A 13,000-nucleotide genomic window follows, 5' to 3' on the forward strand; every position below is an offset into this window, starting at 1 on the left:
TTACACGGAAGTAACATGCGTGTCTCAACATGGTTGAACCCGCGGAGGATGCTGAATGACGTTGCCCAAGGAGCATCCCATGAAGAACATCCTGAGTCTGGCCGTCGTCCTCGCGATGGGGGGGACCCTTTCCGCCCAGGCGGTCGTGAAGGTGGACCCCAAGCTGCAGGCCTACAAGAAGGTCGCGGGCGTGACCGGCACCCTCAACTCGGTCGGCAGCGACAGCCTGAACAACTGCATGACCTACTGGGTCGAGGCCTTCAAGGGCAGCTACCCCGGCGTGAAGATCCAGGTGGAAGGCAAGGGCTCGGGCACCGCCCCTCCGGCCCTCATCTCCGGCACCTCCCAGATCGGCCCCATGAGCCGTGAGATGAAGGCCGGCGAGATCGACCAGTTCGAAAAGAAGTTCGGCTACAAGCCCACCCGCATCTCCGTGGCCCTGGACACCCTCGGGGTCTTCGTCCACAAGGACAACAAGATCAAGTCCCTGTCCGTCAAGGAGCTGGACGGCATCTTCTCCAAGACCCGCAAGTCCGGCGTGGAGGACATCTCCGCCTGGTCCAAGCTCGGACTGAAGGGCGAGTGGGCCTCCAAGCCCATCTCCATCTACGGCCGCAACAGCGCCTCGGGCACCTACGGCTTCTTCAAGGAGCACGTGCTGGGCAACGGCGACTACAAGGACACCGTCAAGGAGCAGCCCGGCTCCAGCTCCGTGGTGCAGAGCGTGGGCACCGACAAGTTCGCCATCGGCTACTCGGGCATCGGCTACAAGACCTCCGAGGTGCGCGCCGTGCCCCTTTCCAACCCCGCCAAGAACGGCGGCAAGGCCTTCGAGGCCACCTACGAGAACGCGCTCAACGGCAACTACCCCCTGGCCCGCGCCCTCTACATCTATGTGAACATGGATCCCAGGAAGGGCCTGGATCCGCTGGTCAAGCAGTTCATCACCTTCATCCTCAGCAAGGAAGGCCAGGGCGTGGTCATCAAGGACGGCTACTACCCCCTCCCCAAGAAGATGGTCGACGAGCAGCTCAAGAACCTCAAGTAGCCGAAGGGAACAGCCCAGCATGCGCAGCGCTTCCTCCATCCTGAACAGGGCCAAGCGCCTGGACCGGGTCATGGACTGGGTCATCACCCTGGGGGGGATGACCATCATCGCCGCCGTGCTGGGCATCCTCGTCTTCATCGGCAAGGAGGCCTACCCCATCTTCCGCGCGCCCCGGGTCCAGGAACATGCCCCGGGGCGCCTGCCCGCGTCCGCGTCCCTGTTCGCGGACGAAAGCGGCGAGGGGATCCTGACCGCGGATCCCGCCGCCGGGATCCGCGCCTTCGCCAAGGGACGGGAAGTGCCGGTCCCCTCCGGGGGCCCCGCCCTGCCCTGGCTTTCCCACACCCCCATCAACGCCCAGGGGGCCCTGGCCGCCCTGGGTTCCGACGGCCGCATCGCCTTCGGCGCGCTCGGCTGGGTCAAGCCAGCCGAGGACAGGGACCCCGCCAGCTGGAGCCCGGCCGTGGAGTGGAAGGGGCTCCAGCCCGCCCGCGGAATCACGGCCCTGCTGCACACCCGCGAGATGCCGGCCTCGGGAATCGCGCCTGCGGCCACCTGGCGCATCGCGGCCCGGGACGGCCAGGGCCGGCTCGTGTGGGCCGAGGTTTCCGGGGACGCGGCCGCGCCGGCCGCCTGGAAGCCGGTGCCCCTGGAGGGCCCGGCGACCTGCGCGAAGTGGAGCGCCGACGGCGCCATGCTCTTCGCCGGAACCCCGCAGGGCGGGGTTCTCGCTTTCAGCGTCGGGGACGAGACGGCCCTGGCGGCCTCGGGCTCCCTCGGGGAGCCGGTCACGGCCCTGGGCTTCGACCTGGGGCGGGCCGCCCTGCTGGTGGGCGGGGAGAAGGGCTCCCTGGCCGCGTTCCAGGTGCTCAACCGGGACGGTTCCACCACCCTTCAGGAATTCCACCGGTTCAAGCCCATGGCGGGGGCCGTGAAGGGGTTCATGGCGGGGCAGCGGGACAAGCGGTTCCTGGCGTGGTCCGCGGGCATGGTGGCCGTGGACCACCTCACCACGGAGAACAGGCTCTTCGAGGCCCGGGGCGGCGAAATCCGGTCCGGCGCCCTCACGGCCCGGGGCGACCTGATCCTCGCCGCGGACGCCGCCGGGGGCCTGCGCTCCTGGACCCTGGACGCCCCGCACCCGGAGATCAGCATGCGCACCCTCTGGGGCAAGGTGCACTACGAGAGCTACCCGAAGGCCGAGTACGTCTGGCAGAGCAGCGGCGGGTCCGACGACTCCGAACCCAAGCTCAGCCTGATGCCGCTGCTCTTCGGCACCCTCAAGGGCACGCTCTACGCCATGATCTTCGCCCTGCCCCTGGCCATCCTGGGGGCCCTCTACACCAGCCAGTTCGCCTCGCCCAGGCTCAGGGACACCATCAAGCCCCTCATCGAGATCATGGCCGCCCTGCCCTCCGTGGTGCTGGGCTTCCTGGCCGGGCTGGTGCTGGCGCCCCTCTTCGAGCGCTCGGCGGTCATGGTCCTGATCCTGCCGGGGGTCACGCTGCTGCTGGCCCTGGCCGTCTTCCCGGCCTGGAGCCGCCTGCCCCGGCGCATCCGCCTGGGCTGGGGCACGGGGTGGGAAGTGCTCTGGGTCATCCCCCTCCTGCTGACGGGCCTCGCCCTGGCCACCTGGCTGGGGCCGCGCTTCGAGCGGATCTTCATGGGGGGCGACTACCGCAACTGGCTGCTGGCGGCCCACGGCGTCACCTACGACGTGCGCAACAGCCTCGTGGTGGGCTTCGCCATGGGGTTCGCCGTGATCCCCATCATCTTCACCATCAGCGAGGACGCGCTCAGCGCCGTGCCCAAGTCCCTCACCTCGGCAAGCCTCGCCTGCGGCGCCAGCCCCTGGCAGACCGCGTGGCGCGTGGTCCTGCCCACCGCCAGCCCCGGGATCTTCTCCGCGGTCATGGTGGGCCTGGGCCGGGCCATCGGCGAGACCATGATCGTGCTCATGGCCACGGGCAACACCCCGGTGATGGAGTGGAGCCCCTTCAACGGCATGCGCACCCTGGCGGCCAACATCGCGGTTGAGACGCCCGAGGCCCCGGTGCACGGCAGCCTCTACCGGCTCCTCTTCTTCACCGCCGCCCTCCTGTTCTGCCTGACCTTCCTCCTCAACACCGCCGCCGAGCTGGTCCGCCAGCATCTGCGCAAGCGCTACGAGTCATTCTGATGACGAACCTTCGCGAATGGTGGCGCCGGGGCAGCGCCCTGATCTGGTTCTCCGGGGCCACCCTGGCCTTCTCCCTGCTGATGATCTTCGGGCTGGTGGGCTACATCGGGGCCAAGGGCCTGGGGTTCTTCTGGCCCGGGCCCATCGTGGCGGCGGCGACCGCCCAGGGCCCGATCCTGGGCGAGATCACCGGCCAGGAGCCCGACAAGGTCCAGTTCCACGTGGGCAACCGGGACCTGTTCGGCCAGGACTACCGCTGGGTGCCCCGCGCCGAGCTGGGCCCCTTGACGGCCCCCGCCGACGCCGTGGTGGTGGAGCGGCTGGAATACGGCCCCTTCTACGGCCGGGTCAGGAGCCTCGAGAAGGACGGGCAGGCCCTGCCCGGCGACCCCATGCAGAACCTCGACCGCCTCCGGCCCGCGGCCCTGGCCCTGAGCCGGCACATCCGGAGCCTGGACAAGTCCGAGATCGGCGGCCTCAACCGCCGGATGGAGGACCTGCGCCTGGAGATGAAGCGCAAGCCGGGCCTGGAGGCCCGCATGCAGGCCCTCCAGGCCCAGTACGACGCCGCCGAGGCCCGCCTCGACCTCCTGCGCGCCCAGGCCGCCGCCGTCACCGTGACCCTGGAGGCCGTGGACGGCCAGACCAAGACCCTCCCCCTGGCCTCCGTGGTGCGGGTCGTGCCCTCCAACGCCCTGGGCGTGCTGGGCAAGACCGGCGCCTACCTGTCCCGCCTCTGGGAGTTCGTGGCCGACGATCCCCGGGAGTCCAACACCGAGGGGGGCATCTTCCCGGCCATCTTCGGCACCGTGATGATGGTGCTCCTCATGTCCATCCTCGTGGTCCCCCTGGGCGTGATGGCGGCCCTCTACATGCGGGAGTACGCATCGCAGGGCTGGGTCCTGCGGACCCTGCGCATCGCCGTGAACAACCTGGCCGGCGTGCCCTCCATCGTCTTCGGCGTGTTCGGGCTGGGGTTCTTCGTCTACTTCGTGGGCGGCGGCATCGACCGGCTGTTCTTCGCCGAGAAGCTGCCCACGCCCACCTTCGGCACCGGCGGCATCCTCTGGGCCGCCCTCACCCTGGCCCTCCTGACGGTGCCGGTGGTGATCGTGGCCACCGAGGAGGCCCTGGCGGCCGTTCCCCGCAGCCAGCGGGAGGCGAGCCTCGCCCTGGGGGCGACCCGCTGGCAGACCCTCTGGAACGTGGTCATCCCGGGGGCCATGCCGGGGATCCTCACGGGCCTGATCCTGGCCATGGCGCGGGGCGCCGGCGAAGTGGCGCCGCTCATGCTCACGGGCGTGGTGAAGCTGGCCCCCTCCATGCCCCTGGACGGCACCTTCCCCTTCCTGCACCTGGACCGCAAGTTCATGCACCTGGGCTTCCACATCTACGATGTGGGCTTCCAGAGCCCCAACAGCGAGGCCGCCAAGCCCATGGTGTTCATGACCGCACTGCTGCTGCTCCTGGTGGTGGTGGTACTCAACCTGTTCGCCCTTCGCCTGCGCAGCCGACTGCGGGCGAGAATGGGCGGAGGAGCCTTCTGATGCCCGCCGGAGAAGCCATGACGGAATTCGATTCCCACCCAGCCGTGCCGGAGCCCGTGCCCGCCCGCCCGGAAACCCAGCCGCCGGCTCCCCCGGTCACGGCCCGCAAGACCGACGTCCCCCTCACGGACTCAGCGGTCCTGGACGCCAAGGCCCTGCTTCACATCGAGGACGTGAGCCTCTTCTACGGCCCCAAGCAGGCCCTGTTCAACATCGACCTGGAGGTGCGCGAGCACTCGGTCATGAGCCTCATCGGGCCTTCGGGCTGCGGCAAGAGCACCCTCCTGCGGTGCATCAACCGCATGAACGACCTCATCGGCAACGTGCGCATCCAGGGCAGCGTCAAGGTGGGCGAGGACGACATCTACGCCCCGGGCGTGGACGTCATCAGCCTGCGAAAGCGCATGGGCATGGTGTTCCAGAAGTCCAACCCCTTCCCCAAGAGCATCTACGAAAACGTGGCCTACGGGCTGCGCATCCAGGGGGTCAAGGACCGGACCGTCCTGGACGAGGCGGTGGAGCGCAGCCTCATCGCCTCCGGGCTCTGGGACGAAGTGAAGGACCGGCTCAAGGAGAGCGGCCTGGGGCTTTCCGGCGGCCAGCAGCAGCGCCTGTGCATCGCCCGGGCCATGGCCGTCCAGCCCGAGGTGCTCCTCATGGACGAACCCTGCTCGGCGCTCGATCCCCTGGCCACCAGCCGCATCGAGGAACTGATCTTCGAGCTCAAGCGGGACTACACCATCGTCATCGTGACCCACAACATGCAGCAGGCCGCCCGCGTAAGCGACTTTACGGCGTTCTTCTGGATGGGTAAGCTCATCGAGACCGGGCTTACGGAAATGCTGTTCACCAATCCGAGGGTGCGGATGACCGAGGATTACATCAGCGGGAGATTCGGTTAATGGCGCGCCACTTCGACAACGAGCTCAGGGATCTCAAGTTCAGCCTCCTGGCCATGGCCGGGCAGGTGGAGGAGATGATCCTCCTGACCCATAATTCGCTCATGGAGCGCAACGACGGCGACGCCCGCCGGGTCAACGACCTGGACAAGGGCGTCGACGAGCTGGAGCTGCGCCTGGACCAGGCCTGCATCGACCTGCTGGCCCTGAGGGCGCCCTTCGCCTCGGACCTGCGGCTCATCGCCTCCACGCTCAAGATCGTGCCGGAGCTGGAGCGCATCGGCGACCACTGCACCAACATCGCCAGGCGGGCCCTCATCCTGAACCCCCTGCTCCCCCTGGACCTGGGCGACTCGCTGCGCCGGCTCGGGGAGGAGACCCTCTCCATGGTCCGCCGGGCCGTGGACGCCTTCGTGAACGGCGACGCGGAGCTGGCCAGGGCCGTCATCGCCTCGGACGATTCCGTGGACGCGCTCTACGTGCAGATCAACCGGGAGCTGCTGCGCCTCATGCTGGCCGATCCCCTGACCATCGAGCGGGCCAGCCACCTCATCATCGTCATCAAGAACTGGGAACGCATCGCCGACCAGGCCACCAACATCGCCGAGGAGGTCCTCTTCATCATCGGCGGCGTCAGCGTGAAGCACCCCTACCTGCAGACCCCCCCCGAAGGCTGACCGGAGTCCCGATGCCCCACCTCCTCCTCCTCGAAGACGATGCCGACATCCGGCTGGGGCTGGAACAGCATCTCAAGCGGGAGGGCTTCTCCCTGAGCGCCTTCGGCACCGGCCGCGAGGCCCTCCGGTTCATCGCCCAGTCCTCCTCCGGCCAGGCCTCCCGCCTGGACGTGGCCCTGCTGGACCTGACCCTGCCCGACGTGGACGGCCTGGACGTCCTGCGGGCCATCCGCGCCGACGCCAGCTACCGCGCCCTGCCGGTGGTGCTGGTCACCGCCCGCAACGAGGAGATCGACCGGGTGCTCGGCCTGGAGCTGGGGGCCGACGACTACATCTCCAAGCCCTTCTCCAGCCGGGAGCTGGTCGCCCGCATCCGGGCCATCCTCCGCCGGGCCGCCTTCATCGACGCCCCCAGCAAGGTCCAGCAGATGACCTTCGGCCCGATCAGCGTGGACCTGGACATGCACATCGCCCGGGTGAACGGGGAGGCCATGGAACTGACCCGCCGGGAGTTCGAGCTGCTGGCGTATTTCCTCCAGAACCCTCGGCGGGTCCTGAGCCGGGAAAAGATTTTGCAGCAAGTATGGAGTTTGGAATACTTGGGTGAGAGCCGGACGATCGACGCGCACGTGCGGCGGGTGCGGTCGAAGCTGGGGGAGGCCGCGGGCCTCATCGAGACGGTGGTCGGCGTGGGCTACCGGCTGGGAAGCGTGGACGCCTGATCTCCTGCCGCATTTTTCCCCAGCGCCTCTGTGAACCCTCTGCGCCCCAGCGTTTAGTTCTTTTCCATGAATCACTGACTGCTTGGGTGAGCCCCGATCGTCCGGAATCGCACAGAAGGGAATCAAACGCAGAGGCGCGGAGGTTTCGCTGAGGCGCTGGGGGAAACAGATCAGGAATCTGGCCTGCCGTGTGGAAAAACCGGCAATGCGCCCCACTGCCGGCCATTCCGGCTAGGGTACCGGGGCTTCCCAAGGCACAATGGAGACATTGGTCTTTCAGGAGTCCCGATGTCCTTGAACTCACTCATCAGCTGGTTGAAACCCCACGAAATGGTGTTTTTCGACCTGCTCGAAGCCTCCGCCTCCAACCTCGTGGATTCCGCCAAGCATTTCGAGGCCGAGTTCAAGTCCCGCCAGACCCCCGGCGAGTGGGCCGGGATGCGCCGCAAGATGAAGGACCTCGAGCACGTGGGCGACGAGATCACCCACGAGATCGTGGACCGCCTGAACCGAACCTTCATGACCCCCATCGAACGCGAGGACATCCTCCACCTGGCCCACTGCCTCGACGACGTCGTGGACTGCCTGGACGGGGTCTGCGAGCGGCTGGTGCTCTACAAGATCACCGCCGTGATGCCCACGGCCGTGGAGCTGGGGCGGCTCATCGTCGCCGGCGCCGAGGAGATCAAGCCCCTCATCGGCCACCTCCGGAACATGTCCAACGGCAAGGACATCAACAAGCGCATCCAGTACTGCAACGAGCTGGAGAACCAGGCCGACGCCGTCTACCACGCCGCCCTGGCCGAAATCTTCGAGAACCCCAAGGATCCCATCGAGCTCATCAAGTGGAAGGAGATCCTCAGCCTCCTGGAGGACGCCACCGACCGCATCGAGCTCGTCTCGAAGGTCGTGAGCTCAACCGTCATGCGCAACGCCTGAGCGCGCCATGATCCCGACGCTCATCCTCATCGTCGTGATGGCCTGGGCCATCGACTACATCAACGGCTTCCACGACACCGCCAACGCCATCGCCACCGTGGTCTCCACGGGGGTCATGTCCGCCCGCAACGCCATCGTCATGGCGGCCTGCCTCAATTTCGGCGGGGCCCTGCTGGGCACCCACGTGGCCACCACCATCGCCAAGGGGATCGCGGACTCCCAGTTCGTGGTGCCCGAAGTGCTCATCGCGGCCCTCACGGCCGCGATCCTGTGGGACCTCGGCACCTGGTACTTCGGCATCCCCTCCAGCACCAGCCACACCCTCATGGGCGGCCTGGCCGGGGCCGTGGTGGCCCACGCGGGCTTCCGGGCGCTCCACATGACCAAGCTGGAGGAGATCACCCTCTTCATCTTCGTGTCCCCGATGCTGGGCTTCCTCATGGGGGCCATCCTGATCCTGCTCATCCAATGGATCTGCAGGCACACCTCGGGCAGGAAGATCAACAACGCCTTCCGGAAGCTGCAGCTGGTCTCGGCCAGCGCCATGGCCTTCACCCATGGCCAGAACGACGCCCAGAAGGCCATGGGCGTCATCTGCCTCGCCCTCATCATCTACGGGAAGATGACCGTCCTCCCCGGGCACCAGGTGGCCGTGCCCATGTGGGTCAAGCTGGGGTGCGCGGGCATGATGGCCGCGGGCACCGCCAGCGGCGGCCTTCGCATCATCAAGACCATGGGCAGCCGCATCGTCAAGCTGCGGCCCATCCACGGGTTCGCCGCCGAGACCGCCGCGGCCATGGTGCTGTTCACCACCGCCCACTTCGGGATCCCCGTCTCCACCACCCACTCCATCACCGGGGCCATCATGGGCGTCGGGGCCACCATGAACGCCAATGTGGTGCGCTGGGGCGTGGCCGGGAACATCTTCGTGGCCTGGGTGCTGACGATCCCCTGCAGCTTCGGCATCGCCTACGGGACCCTCCGGCTGATCCACCCCCTGTTCGTAAGGTAGAAATCACAGGGAATTAACGGTTCCAATCTAAAGCGGAGACACGGGTCGGGAACACTGGTTCCAAGGATGGAGCCATGACCCTTTTTCCCGCCGCCCTGCTCTTCGTCACCGTGGCCCTGGCCGCACCGCCCCAGGTGGCCCCCGCCGAGCTCATGCCCTTTCTCAAGGTCGTCACGACCAGCGCCGGGGCGCCCGGGCGCATCGCCTGCCGCGACATGGACCTGTCCATGCAGCTCAAGAAGGGGGGCGTGTCTCCGGACGCCAAGGCCCCGGTGGCCTGGGCGGCCAACGGCGAGCAGCTCAAGGACTACCTGGCCGACGGCAAGCTGGTGGTGGCCGGCGACGCCGCCATGCTCAAGGATGGGGCGGGGATCGCCATCGTCCTCGAGAAGGGCAGGCCCGTCATCCTCGTCAGCCTCAAGAACGTCCAGGCCTCCGGCGTCACCCTGTCGGACGCCCTCCTGAAGATCTCCCGGGTCCGGTAGCCCCATGCCCGCCGTATTAACACCCAAGTTCCACCGCCGCCCCACGCCCGGGACGGCGGGGCGTGAAACTGGAGGCATGGTCCCCCTCGCCTCCCTCTCCCTGGCCACCAGCAGGGCCCGACTGGCCCTCCATGCGGGCGCCCGCAGCCATCCGGCCGGCACCGCGGACGGGATGATCGGTCTGGGCGACCAGCTCAGGGCCATCCTCGCGGAAGACCGCCTCAAGCCCCACTTCCAGCCCATCGTGGACCTGGAGACCGGGGCGGTGCTGGCCTTCGAGGGGCTGATCCGGGGTCCCTCGGACACACTCCTCCACGCTCCGGCCAGCCTGTTCAAGGTGGCCGGCCTCACGAACCAGCTCTACGACCTGGAGTGCGCCTGCTGCAGGACCCTGGTGCGGGCCTATGCGGCCAGCGGGGCCGCCCAGAAGCTGTTCCTGAACATGAGCCCCGGGAGCCTGGCCACGGCGGCCCAGAGCTCCCTCCTGCCCATCCAGGGGCTGGAGGAGCTGGGGGTGCCCCCGGGCCGGATCGTCATCGAGCTCACCGAGGCCCTGCCCATCCACGACCTCGGCATCCTGGTGAAGGCCATCGCCCTGTTCCGGAAGCTGGGCTTCGCCATCGCCCTGGACGACCTGGGGGAGGGCTTCTCCAGCCTGCGCCTGTGGTCGGAGCTGCGCCCGGAGTTCGTGAAGGTCGACATGCACTTCATCCAGGGCGTGAGCCGGGACCCGGTCAAGCTCCAGTTCCTGAAGTCCCTGTGCGACATCGCCTCCAAGACGGGCGCCAAGGTCGTGGGCGAGGGCATCGAGCTGGAGGCGGACCTCGCCGTGGTGCGGGACCTGGGCCTGCACTTCGGCCAGGGCTACCTCCTGGGCCGCCCCGCGCCCCTGCCCCAGGCCGCCGCGGCCCCGGGCCTGTTCCGGCGCCGGGACCCCGACGGCTCCGGCTGGATCCGGGACGGGCGCTCCACGGCGGCCCGGCTCATGGTCGAGGTGCCCGCCCTGGCCCCGGACACCCCCAACGGGAAGGTGGAGAAGCTCTTCCAGGCCGATTCCGACCTGCAGTCCATTCCCGTCGTCCGCGACGGCATCCCCGTGGGCCTGATCAACCGCCACGTGTTCATGGACATGATGTTCAAGCCCTTCTCCCGGGAGGTGTACGGGAAGAAGCCGGTGGAGGCCATCATGAACCGGGACATCCTGGTGCTCGACCACGGCACCAGCCTCCACGAGGTGAGCCGGCTCATCGTGGAGTCCGATCCCCGCCACATCCTCCACGGCTACATCCTCACCCGGAACGGCTTCTACGCAGGAATGGGCAGCGGCCACGACCTCATGCGCGAGATCACGCAGATGCAGATCAAGGCGGCCCGCTACGCCAACCCGCTCACGGGCCTCCCCGGCAACGTCCCCATCAACGAGCACCTGGACGACCTGCTCCACCAGGGCGTCCCCTTCGTGGCGTGCTACTGCGACCTGGACCACTTCAAGCCCTACAACGACGTGCACGGCTACCGGCGCGGCGACGACGTCATCCAGTGGACCGGGGACCTGCTCCGCTCCGTGTGCGAGCCCGACCTGGACTTCGTCGGACACATCGGCGGGGACGACTTCATGATGGTGTTCCGGAGCGCCGACTGGGAGCGGCGCTGCACGAGCCTGCTGGAGGCCTTCGACGCGGGGCTGGCCAGGTTCTTCAGCGAAGGGGAGCTCGAGTCGCGGGGCTACGTGGGCGAGGACCGCTCCCGCCGCCAGGTGGTGCACCCCCTGCTGAGCCTCAGCGTGGGCGCGGTTAAGGCGTGGCCGGGCCAGTTCGCGAACCACCACGAGATCTCCGCCAGCGCGGCCGTCGCCAAGAAGGAGGCCAAGGGCCTGGAGGGCTCCGTCCTCTTCGTGGAACGCCGCCAGCCGCGGCGTTTAACAGGAATGTCCCAGGAATGATCCGGGCCGTTGCCGCCAGGGCGTTCGCCTGTAACGCCCGGACCCCATCCTTGAAGCAGGAGGTGATCCGATGGCAATCCCGCTCACGGAACAACAGCAGCCCCGCTACGACATCCGCCCCCTCACGCCCGCCGACTTCGCCCATCTGCAGCGCCTCGAGCGCGAGATCTGGGAGCAGGACGAGGTGGGCGAGCTCTGCCCCTACTACCAGAGGCTCTGCACGGACTTCTACTCGGACTGGTGCTTCATCGCCATGGACGGCGACCGGCCCGCGGGCTACGTGCTCAACTTCCCCAACGGCAAGGCGGTCTACTGCGCCACCCTGGCCGTGCATCCCGACTACCAGAAGACGCGCGTCAACTACCTCCTGATCCGCGCCATGGTGAAGAAGCTCCTTGCCGAGGACATGGAGTCCTGCCGCTTCCTGGTGGAGCCCGGGAACCACGACGCCCGGTCCATCCACGCATCCCTGGGCGCTCGCGTGGTGGCGGAGGCGCGGGACTACTACCACCCCGGCGACGTGCGGCTGTGGTCGGTCATCGAGAAGCAGGACATCGACCGCCTCCGGGCGCGGTATTCCCGCCTGAAGCTGGTTTCCTGAGCGGAGCGCGAATGCATCCGGAAGCTCTGCTCACGGCCCTGCGCACGGGCCTCACCCCCTTCCTGGGCCTGCCCCTCCAGTTGGAGCCCTCTCCCGTGCCCGGCGTCGTGCTGGGAGCCCCCTTCGACGGCGGCGTCCTCAACCGCCCCGGGGCGCGCATGGGGCCCTGGGCCCTGCGGGCGGCCACCCTGGGCCTGGGGCGCGCGGCCATGCCGTTCCGGCTCCAGGGCCACGACCTGGGGGGCCGGACCCTGGCGGCCCTGGACTGGGTGGACGGCGGCAACATCCCCACCCGGCCCTTCAGCATCGCCGAGGCGCTGGGCGCGGTGGAGGAGGCGGTCAACGGGTGGGTCGTCGAGGGGGCCCGGACCCTCCTCCTGGGCGGCGACCACCTCATGACCCTGGGCGCCCTGCGCGCCCATGCCCGCAGGCGCGGGCCCCTGGGCCTCCTGCACCTGGACGCCCACCCCGACGCCGGCACGGGCGAGGTCTGGGGGACCGGGCACCACCACGGCACCTGGCTCCGGAGCGCGATCCAGGAAGGCCTGGTGGACCCCCGGCACACGGTGCAGCTGGGGGTCCGCGCCCCCCGCTTCGACAGCGAGGAGATCGTCTTCCTCCTCAACGCCGGCGTGCGCATGTGGACGCCCATGGACCTCAAGGACCCGCGGCTCCTGTCGCAGCTCCAGGGCGACATCGCCCGGGTGGGCCAGGTGCCGGCCTACGTGAGCGTGGACCTGGACGTGCTGGACCCCGCCTTCTGCCCCGCCGTGGCCGAGCCCGTCCCCGGCGGCCTCTCGGTGCTGGACGTCTTCACCCTGCTGGCCTGCCTCCGGAACGTGGCGTGGGTCGGCGCCGACATCATGGAACTGGCCCCCACCCTCCCCGGCGCGGACGACAGCGCCCGGGTGGCGGCCCACATCGCCCTTCAACTGCTCAGCTAGGAGGC

12 protein-coding genes are annotated in these 13,000 nt (G+C 68.5%); all 12 read left to right on the plus strand.

The genetic code is table 11. From position 1 onward, the window contains the following. The first annotated feature begins 55 nt into the window (after positions 1 to 55). The 12 genes from RAH40_RS03225 (at position 56) to RAH40_RS03280 (ending at position 12,995) form a co-directional block, all read left to right on the plus strand. Complete coding sequence (locus RAH40_RS03225; RefSeq protein WP_306600638.1) at positions 56 to 1,048, plus strand: PstS family phosphate ABC transporter substrate-binding protein; 993 nt, start codon at positions 56 to 58, stop codon at positions 1,046 to 1,048. A 19-nt stretch (positions 1,049 to 1,067) separates the two neighbouring features. After that, positions 1,068 to 3,227, plus strand: a complete 2,160-nt coding sequence (locus tag RAH40_RS03230) for an ABC transporter permease subunit (RefSeq protein WP_306600639.1) — start codon at positions 1,068 to 1,070, stop codon at positions 3,225 to 3,227. Next, a complete protein-coding gene (pstA, locus tag RAH40_RS03235) occupies positions 3,227 to 4,774 on the plus strand; it encodes a phosphate ABC transporter permease PstA (RefSeq protein ID WP_306600640.1) in 1,548 nt (515 codons plus the stop codon). Before RAH40_RS03230 ends, pstA begins: the two co-directional genes overlap by 1 nt. Beyond that, on the plus strand, positions 4,774 to 5,676 hold the full coding sequence (gene pstB / locus RAH40_RS03240; RefSeq protein WP_306600641.1) for a phosphate ABC transporter ATP-binding protein PstB: 903 nt from the start codon (positions 4,774 to 4,776) through the stop codon (positions 5,674 to 5,676). Before pstA ends, pstB begins: the two co-directional genes overlap by 1 nt. Continuing rightward, positions 5,676 to 6,350 (plus strand): phosphate signaling complex protein PhoU, encoded by a 675-nt coding sequence (phoU, locus tag RAH40_RS03245; RefSeq protein ID WP_306600642.1) that lies wholly within the window; start codon positions 5,676 to 5,678, stop codon positions 6,348 to 6,350. Before pstB ends, phoU begins: the two co-directional genes overlap by 1 nt. 11 nt (positions 6,351 to 6,361) lie before the next feature. Beyond that, positions 6,362 to 7,072, plus strand: coding sequence for a response regulator transcription factor (locus RAH40_RS03250; protein WP_306600643.1), 711 nt, complete (start codon positions 6,362 to 6,364; stop codon positions 7,070 to 7,072). 288 nt (positions 7,073 to 7,360) lie between these two features. Then, complete coding sequence (locus RAH40_RS03255) at positions 7,361 to 8,011, plus strand: DUF47 domain-containing protein (protein WP_306600644.1); 651 nt, start codon at positions 7,361 to 7,363, stop codon at positions 8,009 to 8,011. Positions 8,012 to 8,018: 7 nt separating this feature from the next. Continuing rightward, positions 8,019 to 9,023: an inorganic phosphate transporter gene (locus tag RAH40_RS03260; RefSeq protein ID WP_306600645.1), complete on the plus strand. Its 1,005-nt coding sequence runs from the start codon at positions 8,019 to 8,021 to the stop codon at positions 9,021 to 9,023. 74 nt (positions 9,024 to 9,097) lie between these two features. Continuing rightward, positions 9,098 to 9,508 (plus strand): hypothetical protein, encoded by a 411-nt coding sequence (locus tag RAH40_RS03265; protein ID WP_306600646.1) that lies wholly within the window; start codon positions 9,098 to 9,100, stop codon positions 9,506 to 9,508. A gap of 76 nt (positions 9,509 to 9,584) precedes the next feature. Beyond that, complete coding sequence (locus RAH40_RS03270; protein WP_306600647.1) at positions 9,585 to 11,450, plus strand: GGDEF domain-containing protein; 1,866 nt, start codon at positions 9,585 to 9,587, stop codon at positions 11,448 to 11,450. A 70-nt stretch (positions 11,451 to 11,520) separates the two neighbouring features. Further along, entirely contained in the window at positions 11,521 to 12,051 is a 531-nt protein-coding gene (locus RAH40_RS03275) for a GNAT family N-acetyltransferase (RefSeq protein ID WP_306600648.1), read from the plus strand. Between the two features lie 11 nt (positions 12,052 to 12,062). Beyond that, the gene (locus RAH40_RS03280; protein WP_306600649.1) at positions 12,063 to 12,995 is read left to right on the plus strand and encodes an arginase family protein; all 933 of its coding nucleotides are present in this window, start codon (positions 12,063 to 12,065) and stop codon (positions 12,993 to 12,995) included. The last annotated feature ends 5 nt before the right edge of the window (positions 12,996 to 13,000 follow it).

Source organism: Geothrix sp. 21YS21S-2 (assembly GCF_030846775.1).
GTDB lineage: Bacteria > Acidobacteriota > Holophagae > Holophagales > Holophagaceae > Mesoterricola.